A 17,337-nucleotide genomic window follows, 5' to 3' on the forward strand; every position below is an offset into this window, starting at 1 on the left:
TGTCGTTGGACCCCGCCGGGCACCCCAGAGCGTGAGCACTCCGTGCACTCGTCTGGATGCGGTAGGTTGGGGGACGCAAAGGGTCGTAGCTCAATTGGTAGAGCACTGGTCTCCAAAACCAGCGGTTGGGGGTTCGAGTCCCTCCGGCCCTGCTCCACACTCCTTCTCGGATGTGTGCGCAGGTACGTACTTCGATGCAACGCCGTGCGGCGCAACCGGGCGCGGCTACGGCCACGACCCGGATTCAGGTGAGAGACGTGACGGACGCCCTGGGCTCCATCGACATGCCTGACGCCGAGGACGACACCCGCGAGAAGAAGGCCCGAAAGGGCGGCAAGCGCGGGAAGAAGGGTCCTCTGGGCCGGCTCGCGCTGTTCTACCGCCAGATCGTCGCGGAACTCCGCAAGGTCGTCTGGCCCACTCGCAACCAGCTCACGACGTACACCACCGTGGTGATTGTCTTCGTCGTCATCATGATCGGTCTGGTGACCGTGATTGACTATGGGTTCCAGGAAGCCATCAAGTTCGTCTTCGGCTGATCCCCGCGGAGGGCGGCGCCTTGATGGGTGCCGCCCGTTTTCGCATGTTCCACCACCTTTTGTATCCAGGAAGAAGCAGCCACCGTGTCTGACCCGAACCTGAACGCGAGCCACGACTCCGTCGAGTCCGTCGAGGACGAGCTCGACATCGTCGAGGCGGCAGACGCTGTGGACCCCGACGAGGCCGAGCGCGCCGACGCCAAGGCCGGTGTCGCTGCCGAAGAGGCCGCCCTGCACGTGGAGGGCGAGGTCGACGCCGAGGCCGACGAGGACGACGCCCCGGCCGATGAGAACGACGACGTCGACGCCGCCGAGGCAGCCGCCGCCGAATCCCAGGAGTCCGAGGAGTCCGAGGAGCCCGGCGAGGAGGACCAGGCCGCCGAGGCCGAGGCCGAGGTCGAGGAGGAGGCCGCCGAGGCCGAGCCCGTCGACCCGATCCAGGCCCTGCGCGACGAGCTGCGCCTCCTTCCCGGCGAGTGGTACGTGATCCACACCTACGCGGGCTACGAGAAGCGCGTGAAGGCCAACCTGGAGCAGCGCGCCGTCTCGCTGAACGTCGAGGAGTTCATCTACCAGGCCGAGGTGCCCGAGGAAGAGATCGTCCAGATCAAGAACGGCGAGCGCAAGAACGTCCGGCAGAACAAGCTGCCCGGCTACGTTCTCGTCCGCATGGATCTGACGAACGAGTCCTGGGGCGTCGTCCGCAACACCCCCGGTGTCACCGGCTTCGTCGGCAACGCCTACGACCCGTACCCGCTGACCCTGGACGAGATCGTCAAGATGCTCGCCCCGGAGGCGCAGGAGAAGGCCGCCAAGGCCGCCGCGGAGGAGGCCGGTCTGCCGGCGCCCGCCGTCAAGCGCACCATCGAGGTCCTGGACTTCGAGGTCGGCGACTCGGTCACCGTCACCGACGGCCCGTTCGCGACGCTGCAGGCGACCATCAACGAGATCAACCCCGACTCGAAGAAGGTCAAGGGCCTCGTCGAGATCTTCGGTCGCGAGACCCCGGTCGAGCTGAGCTTCGACCAGATCCAGAAGAACTGATCGCAGAACTGATCTTCTGAGACACAGCTTCCGGACAGGTCAGACCGCCCCCTCGAAGGGCGGTCTGACCTGCTCGGTTTTCAGCCCCGCTCCGATACCCGTTATCGTGGTGCGGTATGCCTCCATCCGGATGACCGGATCGGCGGCGAAAAACTCTCACTAGGACCCGGAGAGAGCAATGCCTCCCAAGAAGAAGAAGGTCACGGGGCTTATCAAGCTCCAGATCAAGGCCGGTGCGGCCAACCCGGCTCCGCCGGTCGGCCCCGCGCTCGGTCAGCACGGCGTCAACATCATGGAGTTCTGCAAGGCCTACAACGCCGCGACCGAGTCGCAGCGTGGCATGGTCGTGCCGGTGGAGATCACGGTCTACGAGGACCGCTCCTTCACCTTCATCACCAAGACGCCGCCGGCCGCGCGCCTGATCCTGAAGGCCGCAGGCATCGAGAAGGGCTCCGGCGAGCCCCACAAGACCAAGGTCGCCAAGCTCACCGGCGCCCAGGTCCGCGAGATCGCCGAGCTGAAGATGCCCGACCTGAACGCCAACGACGTCGACGCCGCGATCAAGATCATCGCCGGCACCGCGCGTTCGATGGGCGTCACGGTCGAGGGCTGATCCAGCCACCCCCCAGCACCACCAGTGGTAGGGCCAAGCGCTGGCCCGCACCACGACTCCATGCCTGAATCCGAAACACAGGAGCAGAAGTGAAGCGCAGCAAGACTCTCCGCGCTGCGGACGCCAAGGTCGACCGGGAGAAGCTGTACGCCCCGCTCGAAGCCGTCCGTCTCGCCAAGGAGACCTCCACGACCAAGTTCGACGCCACCGTCGAGGTCGCCTTCCGCCTGGGTGTCGACCCGCGCAAGGCCGACCAGATGGTCCGTGGCACCGTGAACCTCCCGCACGGCACCGGCAAGACCGCCCGGGTCCTGGTCTTCGCGACCGGTGACCGTGCTGCGGCCGCGGAAGCCGCCGGCGCCGACATTGTCGGCGACGACGAGCTGATCAACGAGATCGCCAAGGGCAACCGCCTCAACGAGTTCGACGCGGTTGTCGCCACCCCGGACCTCATGGGCAAGGTCGGCCGCCTCGGCCGCGTGCTCGGTCCCCGTGGCCTGATGCCCAACCCGAAGACGGGCACCGTCACCATGGACGTGGCGAAGGCTGTCACGGACATCAAGGGCGGCAAGATCGAGTTCCGTGTCGACAAGCACTCGAACCTGCACTTCATCATCGGCAAGGTCTCCTTCACCGATGAGCAGCTGGTCGAGAACTACGGCGCGGCGCTGGAGGAGATCCTCCGTCTGAAGCCGTCCGCCGCGAAGGGCCGCTACGTCAAGAAGGCCGCCCTGAGCACCACCATGGGCCCCGGCATCCAGCTGGACTCCAACCGCACCCGGAACCTCCTCGTCGAGGAAGACCCGGCCGCGGTCTGAGCCTGACGGCTCACCCGAGTGGCTGAACGGGCCCCTCGCCCCCTTCACAGGGCGGTGAGGGGCCCGTTCCGCTATTTCCCCGCCCGGACCGGCACGTAGGGTCGGATCAAGATCTATTCATGGGGGAAGTACGCGATGAACAAGGTGGTCCGGGTGCGGACGGGCGCGGCCCCGCGGGTGGCGCACTGCTGTTGGCCGCTCTGACCGCCTGCGGCTCCGACGGGGGCGCGGGCAAGGGTGACAAGGACGGCGGGGCGCCGAACACGGGGAAGACCGCCCAGAAGCCCGCGGAGGCGGTCAGGGCCTCGTACAGGAAGACGGTGCCGGCCAAGTTCGCCAAGGCCTCCGTGTCCACCGTGGAGGCCGACGGCAAGACCCGCGAGGAAACCGGCGTCAAGGGCTGGTACCCGTTCAGCTCGGACACCACGAGCGACGGCAAGCACACCGTCATGATCGGCGACACCGTGTACTCGCCGATGGAGAAGGAAAAGAACGGCGGCAAGCCGTGGATGAAGATCGAGCTGGGTTCCCCGGACAAGCCGGGGGTCCGCTTGAACGAGAACCCGGTCGAGTACCTGGCCATGCTGCTGGACCAGGAGAACCTCAAGCACGTCGGCGCCGAGCGGCCCAACGGCATCGAAGCCACTACCAGGGCACCTTCACCCTGGACGAGCTGCTCCAGAGCGACACCAAGAGCAAGCTCATGGAGGACAAGCAGCGCCAAGCCCTGCACGAGGACCTGAAGAAGGCGCAGGTCAAGACCTACGCCTTCGATCTGTGGATCGACAAGGAGGGCTACCCGGTCCGGGTGGACTCCGTCCTCACAGACGAGAAGGGCGCCGCGAAGGCCACGGCGAAGTTCTCCGACTTCGGCAAGGCGCCCGCCGTGGCGGCCCCGGCCGCGGACCAGGTCACCGACTTCGACGTCGTGCAGAAGGAGACCGAGCGCAAGCTCAAGGAGGCCGAGGACACGCTGAAGGGCCTCGGTCACTGAGCCGTTCCCGGGCCCTCGGAGGGTGCCGCCGGCTGACCGATTTGCCTGACCGGTGCACGGTCGCGTAGTCTTCCCCGGAAGCCAAAGACCGCTGGTCGTTGCCGTGCTCGCAAGGGTGCGGTGGCCGAAGGATCCGCTCCATGCGGACGACCCGCGCAGGTGACTGTGGAAGAGTTCCCGGATTTCATCCGGTCGAGCTACGCCCTGGCGCCTGCGCCGGGGCGTTTTGTATGTCAGCCCCTTCTGAGCGGTCCTCATCACCCGGAAGGAGGCCGACGCATATGCCGACGCCCAACAAGGCTGCATCGGTGGCCGAGCTCACGGACGCGTTCCAGAGCTCCAACGCCGCCGTGCTGACCGAGTACCGGGGTCTCACCGTCAAGCAGCTCAAGACGCTGCGTCGCTCCCTCGGTGAGAACGCCCAGTACGCCGTGGTGAAGAACACGCTGACCAAGATTGCGGCCAACCAGGCCGGGATCACCGCACTGGACGAGCACTTCGCTGGTCCGACCGCGGTCGCCTTCATCACCGGTGACCCGGTGGAGTCGGCGAAGGCCCTGCGTGACTTCGCCAAGGAGAACCCGAACCTCATCATCAAGGCCGGTGTCCTTGACGGTAAGGCTCTCTCCGCCGACGACATCAAGAAGCTTGCGGACCTTGAGTCCCGCGAGGTTCTGCTCAGCAAGCTGGCCGGCGCGTTCAAGGGCAAGCAGTCCCAGGCTGCCTCGCTCTTCCAGGCGCTGCCGTCGAAGTTCGTCCGCACCGCGGAAGCGCTTCGCGTCAAGCTCGCCGAGCAGGGCGGTGCCGAGTAATTCGGCTCGCGCATTGATCCACGCCGCCTAGTGCGTGGGTCGTAGCGGGCCGTTACGCCCGCCTCTATATACAACCGGCACCTGCCGAATTAGTGGAAGGATCGCCCATCATGGCGAAGCTCTCTCAGGACGACCTCCTCGCCCAGTTCGAGGAGATGACCCTCATCGAGCTCTCCGAGTTCGTGAAGGCCTTCGAGGAGAAGTTCGACGTCACCGCCGCCGCCGCGGTCGCCGTTGCCGCTCCGGGTGCCCCGGGCGCCCCGGTCGAGGCCGTCGAGGAGAAGGACGAGTTCGACGTCATCCTCACCGGCGCCGGCGACAAGAAGATCCAGGTCATCAAGGTCGTGCGTGAGCTGACCTCCCTGGGTCTGAAGGAGGCCAAGGACCTCGTCGACGGCACCCCGAAGCCGGTTCTGGAGAAGGTCAACAAGGAGGCCGCTGACAAGGCCGCCGAGGCCCTCAAGGCTGCCGGCGCGGCTGTCGAGGTCAAGTAACACCTCTGGGGCCCCCTGTGGGTCCCTGCGAAGGGCGATCACCCGTAAGGGTGGTCGCCCTTTGGCGTACCCGCGGTGCCTGACTTGCCCTGCTCTCGTTGGGGAGTAGGGTGATCTTCGTTGCCCCGCGCCAGGGTCCGCAGATGATCCGCACGGAGCAGGGGGCCTTGACGAACGGCACGAGGCGCGCAATTCTCAGACCCGTTGTGAGATCGGTCCGCCCGGTCCGGGATCCGTGAACCACACGGATCGGCGATCCGAGGCATGGATCGACTACGAAGAGGGCAGTACTGATACGCGCTCCGTGCGCGAGTGCCGCAGCGTGGGACGCAGTGTTGGGTTGAGTAGTGCTGGTGTGAAGAGACGTGGGGAAGGCCTGTTGCCGGTTTCCGGAAACCTGGTCTGGACATCAGTGAGCCAAGTGGCTACACTGACCCTTTGCGCTGCCTGTTAGCTGTCCCCTGCCCGTCGCCAGGGGCATGCCCACGCTTGAGCACACTTGATTGATCGTCCTGACCTGGCCTTTTGGTCAATCAGGCGCAGTCCGTCTTCTGTGTCGGCTGGGACCGGTACGCGCGTAGTGAGTCCGAGCCCTCGGAAGGACCCCCTCTTGGCCGCCTCGCGCAACGCCTCGACCAATACGAACAACGGTGCCAGCACCGCCCCGCTGCGCATCTCCTTTGCAAAGATCAAGGAGCCCCTCGAGGTTCCGAACCTCCTGGCGCTGCAGACCGAGAGCTTTGACTGGCTGCTCGGCAATGCCGCCTGGAAGTCTCGCGTCGAGTCGGCGCTTGAGAGTGGACAGGACGTCCCCACCAAGTCCGGTCTGGAAGAGATCTTCGAGGAGATCTCGCCGATCGAGGACTTCTCCGGGTCGATGTCGCTGACCTTCCGCGACCACCGGTTCGAGCCGGCGAAGAACTCTGTCGACGAGTGCAAGGAGCGCGACTTCACGTACGCGGCGCCGCTCTTCGTTACCGCCGAGTTCACGAACAACGAGACCGGAGAGATCAAGTCTCAGACGGTCTTCATGGGCGACTTCCCGCTCATGACCAACAAGGGCACCTTCGTCATCAACGGCACCGAGCGTGTCGTGGTGTCGCAGCTCGTCCGTTCCCCCGGCGTCTACTTCGACTCCTCCATCGACAAGACGTCCGACAAGGACATCTTCTCCGCCAAGATCATCCCGTCCCGGGGTGCCTGGCTGGAGATGGAGGTCGACAAGCGCGACATGGTCGGTGTCCGCATCGACCGCAAGCGCAAGCAGTCCGTGACCGTCCTCCTGAAGGCCCTCGGCTGGACCACCGAGCAGATCCTTGAGGAGTTCGGCGAGTACGAGTCCATGCGCGCCACCCTGGAGAAGGACCACACCCAGGGCCAGGACGACGCGCTGCTCGACATCTACCGCAAGCTGCGCCCGGGCGAGCCGCCGACCCGCGAGGCCGCTCAGACGCTGCTGGAGAACCTCTACTTCAACCCGAAGCGCTACGACCTCGCCAAGGTCGGCCGCTACAAGGTGAACAAGAAGCTCGGCGCCGACGAGCCGCTCGACGCCGGTGTGCTGACCACCGACGACATCATCGCGACGATCAAGTACCTCGTGAAGCTCCACGCGGGCGAGACCGAGACCACCGGTGAGTCGGGCCGTTCGATCGTCGTCGAGACCGACGACATCGACCACTTCGGCAACCGTCGTCTGCGCAACGTCGGCGAGCTCATCCAGAACCAGGTCCGTACGGGTCTGGCCCGTATGGAGCGCGTCGTGCGCGAGCGCATGACCACCCAGGACGTCGAGGCGATCACGCCGCAGACCCTGATCAACATCCGGCCGGTCGTCGCCTCCATCAAGGAGTTCTTCGGCACCAGCCAGCTGTCGCAGTTCATGGACCAGAACAACCCGCTGTCGGGTCTGACCCACAAGCGCCGCCTGTCGGCGCTGGGCCCCGGCGGTCTGTCCCGTGAGCGGGCCGGCTTCGAGGTCCGTGACGTCCACCCGTCGCACTACGGCCGCATGTGCCCGATCGAGACCCCCGAAGGCCCGAACATCGGTCTGATCGGCTCGCTCGCCTCCTACGGCCGCGTCAACGCGTTCGGTTTCGTCGAGACCCCGTACCGCAAGGTCGTGGACGGTGTCGTCACCGACGAGGTCGACTACCTGACGGCCGACGAGGAAGACCGCTTCGTCATCGCCCAGGCGAACGCCGCGCTGAACGACGAGATGCGCTTCACCGAGAACCGCGTCCTCGTCCGCCGTCGTGGCGGCGAGATCGACTACATCGCCGGCGACGACGTCGACTACATGGACGTCTCCCCGCGCCAGATGGTGTCCGTCGCGACCGCGATGATCCCCTTCCTTGAGCACGACGACGCCAACCGTGCCCTCATGGGCGCGAACATGATGCGCCAGGCCGTTCCGCTCATCAAGGCGGAGGCCCCGCTCGTCGGCACCGGCATGGAGTACCGCTGTGCGGTCGACGCCGGTGACTCGATCAAGGCGGAGAAGGACGGTGTCGTCCAGGAGGTCTCGGCCGACTACATCACCGTCGGCAACGACGACGGCACGTACACCACGTACCGCGTCGCCAAGTTCTCCCGCTCGAACCAGGGCACCTCGGTCAACCAGAAGGTCATCGTCAACGAGGGCGACCGGATCGTCGAGGGCCAGGTCCTGGCCGACGGCCCGGCGACCGAAGAGGGCGAGATGGCCCTCGGCAAGAACCTGCTCGTCGCGTTCATGCCGTGGGAAGGCCACAACTACGAGGACGCGATCATCCTGTCGCAGCGCCTCGTGCAGGACGACGTCCTCTCCTCGATCCACATCGAGGAGCACGAGGTCGACGCCCGTGACACCAAGCTGGGCCCCGAGGAGATCACCCGGGACATCCCGAACGTCTCCGAGGAGGTCCTCGCCGACCTCGACGAGCGCGGCATCATCCGCATCGGTGCGGACGTCGTCGCCGGCGACATCCTGGTCGGCAAGGTCACGCCCAAGGGTGAGACCGAGCTGACCCCGGAGGAGCGCCTGCTCCGCGCGATCTTCGGTGAGAAGGCCCGCGAGGTGCGTGACACCTCGCTCAAGGTCCCTCACGGTGAGATCGGCAAGGTCATCGGTGTCCGCGTCTTCGACCGCGAGGAGGGGGACGAGCTTCCCCCGGGCGTGAACCAGCTGGTCCGCGTCTACGTCGCCCAGAAGCGCAAGATCACCGACGGTGACAAGCTCGCCGGCCGCCACGGCAACAAGGGTGTCATCTCCAAGATCCTTCCGATCGAGGACATGCCCTTCCTGGAGGACGGCACCCCGGTCGACATCATCCTGAACCCGTTGGGTGTCCCGTCCCGAATGAACCCGGGACAGGTCCTGGAGATCCACCTCGGCTGGCTCGCCAGCCGCGGCTGGGACGTCTCCGGCCTCGCGGAGGACTGGGCCGAACGCCTCAAGGTGATCGGCGCCGACAAGGTCGCGCCCGGTACGAACGTCGCGACCCCGGTGTTCGACGGTGCCCGCGAGGACGAGCTCGCCGGCCTGTTCGAGCACACCATCCCGAACCGCGACGGTGACCGCCTGGTCCTCCCGTCCGGCAAGGCGCGCCTGTTCGACGGCCGCTCCGGCGAGCCGTTCCCGGACCCGATCTCGGTCGGGTACATGTACATCCTCAAGCTCCACCACCTGGTCGACGACAAGCTCCACGCGCGGTCGACCGGTCCGTACTCGATGATCACGCAGCAGCCGCTGGGTGGTAAGGCGCAGTTCGGTGGCCAGCGCTTCGGTGAGATGGAGGTGTGGGCGCTTGAGGCGTACGGCGCCGCCTACGCCCTCCAGGAGCTGCTGACCATCAAGTCCGACGACGTCACCGGCCGCGTGAAGGTCTACGAGGCCATCGTCAAGGGCGAGAACATCCCCGAGCCGGGCATTCCCGAGTCCTTCAAGGTGCTCATCAAGGAAATGCAGTCGCTCTGCCTCAACGTGGAGGTGCTGTCCTCGGACGGCATGTCCATCGAGATGCGCGACACCGACGAGGACGTCTTCCGCGCGGCGGAGGAGCTCGGTATCGACCTGTCCCGGCGTGAGCCGAGCAGCGTCGAAGAGGTCTGACGGGCCTGGCGGGGGGCTCGCTCAAGAGCCCCCCGTCATCCCCGGGACCGTTCAGACCATGATTGAGACTCGACCCCGAAAGAGGGATTGACGCACAGTGCTCGACGTCAACTTCTTCGACGAGCTGCGGATCGGCCTTGCCACCGCGGACGACATCCGAACCTGGTCGCACGGCGAGGTCAAGAAGCCGGAGACCATCAACTACCGCACCCTCAAGCCCGAGAAGGACGGACTCTTCTGCGAGAAGATCTTCGGTCCGACCCGGGACTGGGAGTGCTACTGCGGCAAGTACAAGCGTGTCCGCTTCAAGGGCATCATCTGTGAGCGCTGTGGCGTCGAGGTCACGCGCGCCAAGGTGCGTCGTGAGCGGATGGGCCACATCGAGCTTGCCGCTCCCGTCACCCACATCTGGTACTTCAAGGGCGTCCCGTCGCGCCTGGGCTACCTGCTGGACCTCGCGCCGAAGGACCTTGAGAAGGTCATCTACTTCGCCGCGTACATGATCACGTTCGTCGACGACGAGCGCCGCCAGCGCGACCTGCCGTCGCTGGAGGCCCACGTCTCCGTCGAGCGCCAGCAGATCGAGAACCGCCGTGACGCGGACCTCGAAGGCCGTGCCAAGAAGCTTGAGACCGACCTGGCCGAGCTTGAGGCCGAGGGCGCGAAGGCCGACGTGCGCCGCAAGGTGCGCGAAGGCGCCGAGCGCGAGATGAAGCAGCTCCGTGACCGCGCCCAGCGCGAGATCGACCGCCTCGACGAGGTGTGGAACCGCTTCAAGAACCTGAAGGTCCAGGACCTTGAGGGTGACGAGCTGCTCTACCGCGAGCTGCGTGACCGCTTCGGCACGTACTTCGACGGCTCGATGGGTGCCGCGGCGCTGCAGAAGCGCCTGGAGTCCTTCGACCTGGAGGAGGAGGCCGAGCGCCTCCGCGAGATCATCCGTACCGGCAAGGGCCAGAAGAAGACCCGTGCGCTCAAGCGCCTCAAGGTCGTCTCCGCGTTCCTGCAGACCAGCAACAGCCCCAAGGGCATGGTGCTGGACTGCGTCCCGGTGATCCCGCCGGACCTGCGTCCGATGGTGCAGCTGGACGGTGGCCGCTTCGCGACCTCCGACCTGAACGACCTGTACCGCCGCGTGATCAACCGCAACAACCGCCTGAAGCGCCTTCTCGACCTCGGTGCGCCCGAGATCATCGTGAACAACGAGAAGCGCATGCTCCAGGAGGCGGTCGACGCCCTCTTCGACAACGGCCGCCGTGGTCGCCCGGTCACGGGCCCCGGCAACCGTCCGCTGAAGTCCCTCAGCGACATGCTGAAGGGCAAGCAGGGTCGATTCCGTCAGAACCTCCTCGGCAAGCGCGTGGACTACTCCGCGCGTTCCGTGATCGTCGTCGGTCCGCAGCTGAAGCTGCACCAGTGCGGCCTGCCCAAGGCCATGGCGCTGGAGCTCTTCAAGCCGTTCGTGATGAAGCGCCTGGTCGACCTGAACCACGCGCAGAACATCAAGTCGGCGAAGCGCATGGTCGAGCGCGGCCGCACGGTCGTGTACGACGTGCTCGAAGAGGTCATCGCCGAGCACCCGGTGCTGCTGAACCGTGCGCCCACGCTGCACCGTCTCGGCATCCAGGCCTTCGAGCCCCAGCTGGTCGAAGGCAAGGCCATCCAGATCCACCCGCTCGTCTGCACCGCGTTCAACGCGGACTTCGACGGTGACCAGATGGCCGTGCACCTGCCGCTCTCCGCGGAGGCGCAGGCCGAGGCCCGCATCCTGATGCTGTCCTCGAACAACATCCTCAAGCCGGCCGACGGCCGTCCGGTCACGATGCCGACCCAGGACATGGTCCTCGGTCTGTTCTTCCTGACCACCGACGGTGACCTCCGTGACACCAAGGGCGAGGGCCGCGCGTTCGGCTCCACGGCCGAGGCGATCATGGCGTTCGACGCCGGTGAGCTCGCGCTGCAGTCGCAGGTCGACATCCGCTTCCCGGTGGGCACCATCCCGCCGCGCGGCTGGGTGCCGCCGGTGGCCGAGGAGGGCGAGCAGGAGTTCCAGCCGGGCGACAGCTTCCGTCTGAAGACCTCGCTGGGCCGTGCGCTCTTCAACGAGCTGCTGCCCGAGGACTACCCGTTCGTCGACTACTCGGTGGGCAAGAAGCAGCTCTCCGAGATCGTCAACGACCTGGCCGAGCGCTACCCCAAGGTCATCGTGGCGGCGACGCTCGACAACCTGAAGGCGGCCGGCTTCCACTGGGCGACCCGTTCGGGCGTCACCGTGGCCATCTCCGACGTCGTCGTGCCCGAGGCCAAGAAGGCCATCGTCGCGGGCTACGAGGCGATGGACGAGAAGGTCCAGAAGCAGTACGAGCGCGGTCTGATCACCAAGGACGAGCGCACGCAGGAGCTCATCGCGATCTGGACCAAGGCGACCAACGAGGTTGCCGAGGCGATGAACGCGAACTTCCCCAAGACCAACCCCATCTTCATGATGGTTGACTCGGGTGCCCGAGGAAACATGATGCAGATGAGGCAGATCGCCGGTATGCGTGGTCTGGTGTCGAACGCGAAGAACGAGACCATCCCGCGTCCGATCAAGGCGTCCTTCCGTGAGGGCCTCACCGTTCTGGAGTACTTCATCTCCACGCACGGTGCCCGTAAGGGTCTGGCGGACACCGCCCTGCGTACCGCCGACTCGGGTTACCTGACCCGTCGTCTGGTGGACGTCTCGCAGGACGTGATCATCCGCGAGGAGGACTGCGGTACCGAGCGCGGCCTGAAGCTGAAGATCGCCGTCCGCGGCGAGGACGGCGTGCTGCGCAAGGCCGACGACGTCGAGACCTCGGTCTACGCCCGCATGCTGGCCGAGGACGTCGTCATCGACGGCAAGGTCATCGCGCCGGCCAACGTCGACCTCGGTGACGTCCTGATCGACGCCCTGGTCGCCAACGGCGTCGAGGAGGTCAAGACCCGCTCGGTCCTGACCTGTGAGTCCGCGGTCGGCACCTGTGCCTTCTGCTACGGACGCTCCCTCGCCACCGGCAAGCTGGTCGACATCGGTGAGGCGGTCGGCATCATCGCCGCCCAGTCCATCGGTGAGCCCGGTACCCAGCTGACGATGCGTACCTTCCACACCGGTGGTGTGGCCGGTGACGACATCACGCAGGGTCTGCCGCGTGTCGTCGAGCTCTTCGAGGCCCGTACCCCGAAGGGTGTCGCCCCGATCTCCGAGGCCGCCGGCCGCGTGCGGATCGAGGAGACCGAGAAGACGAAGAAGATCGTCATCACGCCGGACGACGGCAGCGACGAGACGGCGTTCCCGATCTCGAAGCGCGCCAAGGTCATCGTGCACGAGGGCGACCACGTCGAGGTGGGCCAGAAGCTCACCGCGGGTGCCACCAACCCGCACGACGTGCTGCGCATCCTCGGCCAGCGTGCCGTCCAGGTCCACCTGGTCGGCGAGGTCCAGAAGGTCTACAACTCGCAGGGCGTGTCGATCCACGACAAGCACATCGAGATCATCATCCGGCAGATGCTGCGCCGCGTGACGATCATCGAGTCCGGTGACGCGGAGCTCCTGCCGGGCGAGCTCGTCGAGCGCTCGAAGTTCGAGACCGAGAACCGTCGTGTGGTCACCGAGGGCGGTCACCCCGCCTCCGGCCGTCCGCAGCTGATGGGTATCACCAAGGCCTCGCTGGCGACGGAATCCTGGCTGTCGGCCGCCTCCTTCCAGGAGACGACCCGAGTCCTGACGGATGCGGCGATCAACGCCAAGTCCGACAGCCTCATCGGCCTCAAGGAGAACGTCATCATCGGTAAGCTCATCCCGGCCGGTACGGGCCTCGCCCGCTACCGCAACATCCGGGTCGAGCCCACCGAGGAGGCGAAGGCCGCGATGTACTCGGCCGTCGGCTACGACGACATCGACTACTCGCCCTTCGGCACCGGCTCCGGCCAGGCGGTCCCGCTGGAGGACTACGACTACGGCCCGTACAACGGCTAACAGCTCGTAAGAAGAAGCCCCCCGTCGCTCCGAGAGGAGCGGCGGGGGGCTTCTTCGTGTACCCGGCCGGGGAGCCGCCCCTGGAGCCGTGGGCGGCCGTCAGCCGGCCCTGTGCCGGTCCTCCAGCCGGCTGCGCGCCGGCTGGAGGACGGCTGCGAGCCGCCCGTCAGGCCCGGCGCCGGCGGCGGGCTCCGGCGACCGTGACCGAGGTGAGGGCCAGGAGGGCGAGGGTGGCGGCGGCCAGGCCGGGGGTGAGGCCCTTGGGGGTGAAGGTGCAGGAGAGCTTCGTGGTGCCCGGGGATACGGGGAGCGCGAGCAGGCCGTGGAAGGGGCGGATCGGGGCGGAGCACTGCCAGCCGGGGACGGCCGTCGTCGCGAGGACCGCGGTGCCCGTGGTGCCCTGCGGGAGGGTGGCCTCGATGGTGTGGCCGCCCACGTCGACCGCGGTCGCGCCGGTGCGGGTGAGGTGGGTGACCGCCGCGTCCAGCCTGCCGCGGTCCAGGCAGCCGACGGGGTGCTCCCCGGCCGTGGCGCCGTCGGTGCGGGTGTGCACCGTGACCGGGAGAGTGCCGTCCGCGGGGACCGGGCCGAGCTTCAGCACGCCGGTCATCCGGTCCTCCAGGCGGTGCTCGGCGCCGCCGGTGGTGAGGGTGCCGTAGAGGGCGGGGGAGAACCAGTACGCCTCCGAGCCGGGCGTGCAGCGGGCCGTGTAGGTCTGCTCGGTGGGGCTGCCGCCCCGGGTGACCGGCGGGACCTGGTAGACGGTGGCGCCGAGGACGTTCTCCTGGCGGGCGTAGACGCTGTCCGCCGGGTTGGGGGACGCGTACGCCGCGCTGCGGACCGTCACCAGCGGGGGCGCGGGGGAGCGGGTGGCCGTCCAGCCGCCCCCGGCGGCCCCCGGCCGGACGCGGGCGCCGATCGAGAAGATCGCGTCGAGCACCGGGTTGTCGGCGCCGAAGAAGGTCCGGCCGTCGTTCTTGAAGCCGTAGCCCAGCGGCTCCAGGGCCTGGTAGGTGACCTCCGGGAGGTAGCTGCTGTAGTACTGCGGGCCCTCCGCACGCAGCGCCAGGGCGTCGTTGTACGAGGTCTGCGGCGCGCCCGAGTCCGTCCGGTACGCGGGCCAGCCGTCCACCCCCCGGACGGCGTCCCCGTGCTCGTTGACGGAGCGGTTCGAGGTGGCGACCGGCTTCGCCCAGCGCTCCCGGGCCCGGCGGGCGTCCGCGTTCGCGGCCGCCACGGTGGACTCCGCGAAGACCGCGCCGACCATGAGGACGGCCGCCACGGGGATCAGGAAGCGGCGCTTCTCGCCGAGCGCGAGCAGGACCAGGGCAAGGAGGGAGACGCCCCCGCCGACGAGTACCGCCCGCCAGGTCCAGCCGCCGAAGTCGTCGGTGTGCCGAAGCAGGAACGTGGCCGCGACCAGCAGCCCCGCCGACACCGCCAGGTGGAGCGGGCGCGGCCGGTTGGCCAGGGCCAGCCAGGCGGCCATCACCACCAGTCCGCTGAAGACGAAGGTCTCGCGGTACGGATTGCCGTTCGGGACGGCCAGGCCGTGCCACAGGTACTGGGTGGGAGGGAACTGGAACGACGCCGCCACCAGCACCACCGCCGCCGCCCACACCAGGCGGGTCCGGCGTGCGACGGCGGTGTTGAGGACGAACGATCCGGCGAGGACCAGGCCGAGCGAGGCCACGTACAGCCGCGGCCGGCCGCCCCACAAGTGGGTGGCCGGGAGCATCCCGGCCAGGAAGACCTCGATCCGCACCGGGTCGAAGGCCCCGGCCTCCGTCGGCTGGGCGGCACCGCTGGACAGGAACGACGGCAGGAGGAGCGGAAGGGTCAGCAGGATTCCGGTCGCCGCGGCGGTCGAGGCCCGCCAGACCGCCCGCAGCCGCTGCGCCCCGGTCATGTCGCGGGTGGCGAGCCGGATGCCGAGCAGTACGCAGGCCGCCATCGTGGCCATCATCGCGGTGTAGAAGTTGCCGAACCAGGCGAGCGCCACGAACAGCGCGACCCCCGGCCAGCGGCGCTCCTCCAGGCTCCACTCGACGGCGATGCCGAGCAGCGGGAGCGCGACCAGGCCCCACAGCCACATCGGGATGTACGAGGCGTCGCTCAGGGCCCAGCCGCACAGGCCGTAGCAGGCGCCGAGCACCCCGCGCTGCCAGCCCGGGCCGGGGTGCAGCTTGCCGAGGTAGACGGTCATCAGCGCGGCGGCGGTGCCCATCGTCACCGGGGTGATCACGAAGACGGCGAGGTCGACGTGGGCGCGCGGGACGAGCACGGCCAGCCACGAGAACGGGTTGCCGAGGTACGTGTGGTAGTCGGACAGGAACTGCTGGCCGAAGCCGCCGCGCCAGGTGAAGAGCAGGTCGCCGGCTGCCTGCCCGTGGACCAGGTCCCACAGCGCCCGGTGGAAGGGCACGTACTGGTTGGCCTGGTCGTTGATGGCCCGGCCGGTGTCACCGAAGGGGAAGGTGCCGCGCGCCGCCCAGGCCGAGCAGAAGGCGGCCGAGGTGATCAGGAAGGCGAGCAGGGGGCCGTACGTGCGCCGGGTCCGGCGCGGGAGCCGCTGGAGGCGGCGGCGGGACGACGGGTGGGCGGGGCTGTCCGCCGCCGTCGGCTCCGAGGTGACCGTCCCCAATGTCCTGCTCCCTGGTGATCGTGCGGTTCGTGCGGTTCGCGGCTGAATCGCTGACGCAGTTTAGTGGCCGGGGGTACGGCTGCCGGGGCTGCCGGAGCCGGGTGCTCCTACCACGCCCCTCCCGTACGCGCGAGTCGGGACGGTCCGGGCGGGCGCTCGGCCAGGCGGCGCATGACCGGCGGGAACGGGGTCCCGGCGGGGGCCGGGCTTTTGTTTTGACCGGAGTCCGTGCGATAGGTACGCTCAGACCTTGTGCCTGGGGTGTGCCTGGGCTCCCGTGCGTGTCCATCAACCGCAAGCGAGCCGAATCAGCCACCGCGATCCATGCGTTTCCGTGCTTGCGCGGAGGTCCGCCGGATCCGACACACCCGACCGCGTGGGTCGGCAAAGTTCCAGGTTAGCTTCACTACACGGCACACAGAAACCGGAGAAGTAGTGCCTACGATCCAGCAGCTGGTCCGTAAGGGCCGGCAGGACAAGGTCGAGAAGACGAAGACGCCCGCGCTTGAGGCTTCGCCCCAGCGCCGCGGCGTCTGCACGCGTGTGTTCACGACCACCCCGAAGAAGCCGAACTCGGCGCTCCGCAAGGTCGCGCGTGTGCGTCTGACCTCCGGCATCGAGGTCACCGCTTACATTCCGGGTGAGGGACACAACCTGCAGGAGCACTCGATCGTGCTCGTGCGTGGTGGCCGTGTGAAGGACCTGCCGGGTGTTCGTTACAAGATCATCCGCGGTGCGCTTGACACCCAGGCTGTCAAGAACCGCAAGCAGGCCCGCAGCCGCTACGGCGCCAAGAAGGAGAAGTAAGAATGCCTCGTAAGGGCCCCGCCCCGAAGCGCCCGGTCATCATCGACCCGGTCTACGCATCTCCTCTGGTGACCTCGCTCATCAACAAGATCCTGCTGAACGGCAAGCGCTCCACCGCCGAGCGCATCGTCTACGGCGCCATGGAAGGCCTCCGCGAGAAGACCGGCAACGACCCGGTCATCACGCTGAAGCGCGCGCTGGAGAACGTCAAGCCGTCGCTTGAGGTCAAGTCCCGCCGTGTCGGTGGCGCGACCTACCAGGTCCCGGTCGAGGTCAAGCCCGGCCGTCAGTCCACCCTCGCGCTGCGCTGGCTGGTCGGTTACTCCCGCGCCCGTCGCGAGAAGACCATGACCGAGCGCCTCATGAACGAGCTCCTCGACGCTTCGAACGGCCTCGGTGCGGCCGTCAAGAAGCGTGAGGACACGCACAAGATGGCCGAGTCCAACAAGGCCTTCGCGCACTACCGCTGGTAGTCCCACCCC

At 67.5% G+C, this 17,337-nt stretch carries 11 protein-coding genes, 1 tRNA gene and 1 pseudogene; 12 read left to right on the forward strand and 1 reads right to left on the reverse strand.

Annotation, left to right across the window (positions count from 1 at the left end):
- Window positions 1–79: 79 nt before the first annotated feature.
- The 10 genes and pseudogenes from AC0666_RS21540 (at window position 80) to AC0666_RS21585 (ending at window position 13,404) form a co-directional block, all read left to right on the forward strand.
- Window positions 80–152 (forward strand) — tRNA-Trp (locus AC0666_RS21540).
- 105 nt (window positions 153–257) lie between these two features.
- On the forward strand, window positions 258–539 hold the full coding sequence (gene secE / locus AC0666_RS21545; protein WP_030298162.1) for a preprotein translocase subunit SecE: 282 nt from the start codon (window positions 258–260) through the stop codon (window positions 537–539).
- Window positions 540–623: 84 nt separating this feature from the next.
- Complete coding sequence (gene nusG / locus AC0666_RS21550) at window positions 624–1,583, forward strand: transcription termination/antitermination protein NusG (RefSeq protein WP_468962816.1); 960 nt, start codon at window positions 624–626, stop codon at window positions 1,581–1,583.
- Window positions 1,584–1,761: 178 nt separating this feature from the next.
- A complete protein-coding gene (gene rplK, locus AC0666_RS21555; RefSeq protein ID WP_356851313.1) occupies window positions 1,762–2,196 on the forward strand; it encodes a 50S ribosomal protein L11 in 435 nt (144 codons plus the stop codon).
- A gap of 89 nt (window positions 2,197–2,285) precedes the next feature.
- The gene (gene rplA, locus AC0666_RS21560; protein ID WP_361720150.1) at window positions 2,286–3,014 is read left to right on the forward strand and encodes a 50S ribosomal protein L1; all 729 of its coding nucleotides are present in this window, start codon (window positions 2,286–2,288) and stop codon (window positions 3,012–3,014) included.
- 119 nt (window positions 3,015–3,133) lie between these two features.
- Window positions 3,134–4,008, forward strand: a pseudogene (locus tag AC0666_RS21565) (SCO4651 family lipoprotein).
- A 281-nt stretch (window positions 4,009–4,289) separates the two neighbouring features.
- Window positions 4,290–4,820 (forward strand): 50S ribosomal protein L10, encoded by a 531-nt coding sequence (gene rplJ / locus AC0666_RS21570; protein WP_361720155.1) that lies wholly within the window; start codon window positions 4,290–4,292, stop codon window positions 4,818–4,820.
- Window positions 4,821–4,930: 110 nt separating this feature from the next.
- Window positions 4,931–5,314, forward strand: coding sequence for a 50S ribosomal protein L7/L12 (gene rplL / locus AC0666_RS21575; RefSeq protein ID WP_468962819.1), 384 nt, complete (start codon window positions 4,931–4,933; stop codon window positions 5,312–5,314).
- Window positions 5,315–5,924: 610 nt separating this feature from the next.
- Window positions 5,925–9,407 carry a DNA-directed RNA polymerase subunit beta gene (gene rpoB, locus AC0666_RS21580; protein WP_468584912.1) on the forward strand — a complete coding sequence of 1,161 codons (3,483 nt, stop codon included), beginning with the start codon at window positions 5,925–5,927 and terminating at the stop codon, window positions 9,405–9,407.
- A gap of 97 nt (window positions 9,408–9,504) precedes the next feature.
- Window positions 9,505–13,404 (forward strand): DNA-directed RNA polymerase subunit beta', encoded by a 3,900-nt coding sequence (locus AC0666_RS21585; RefSeq protein WP_361720163.1) that lies wholly within the window; start codon window positions 9,505–9,507, stop codon window positions 13,402–13,404.
- Window positions 13,405–13,570: 166 nt separating this feature from the next.
- On the opposite strand, the gene AC0666_RS21590 is transcribed toward AC0666_RS21585, so the two are convergent.
- Window positions 13,571–16,048 (reverse strand): YfhO family protein, encoded by a 2,478-nt coding sequence (locus tag AC0666_RS21590; protein ID WP_478708141.1) that lies wholly within the window; start codon window positions 16,046–16,048, stop codon window positions 13,571–13,573.
- Between the two features lie 435 nt (window positions 16,049–16,483).
- On the opposite strand from AC0666_RS21590, the gene rpsL reads away from it, so the two are divergent.
- Together rpsL and rpsG are read left to right on the forward strand one after the other, a co-directional pair.
- The gene (rpsL, locus tag AC0666_RS21595) at window positions 16,484–16,855 is read left to right on the forward strand and encodes a 30S ribosomal protein S12 (RefSeq protein ID WP_007265893.1); all 372 of its coding nucleotides are present in this window, start codon (window positions 16,484–16,486) and stop codon (window positions 16,853–16,855) included.
- Window positions 16,856–16,857: 2 nt separating this feature from the next.
- Window positions 16,858–17,328: a 30S ribosomal protein S7 gene (gene rpsG / locus AC0666_RS21600; RefSeq protein WP_007265894.1), complete on the forward strand. Its 471-nt coding sequence runs from the start codon at window positions 16,858–16,860 to the stop codon at window positions 17,326–17,328.
- Window positions 17,329–17,337 lie beyond the last annotated feature (9 nt).

The organism is Streptomyces sp. NPDC043680, from assembly GCF_056436685.1.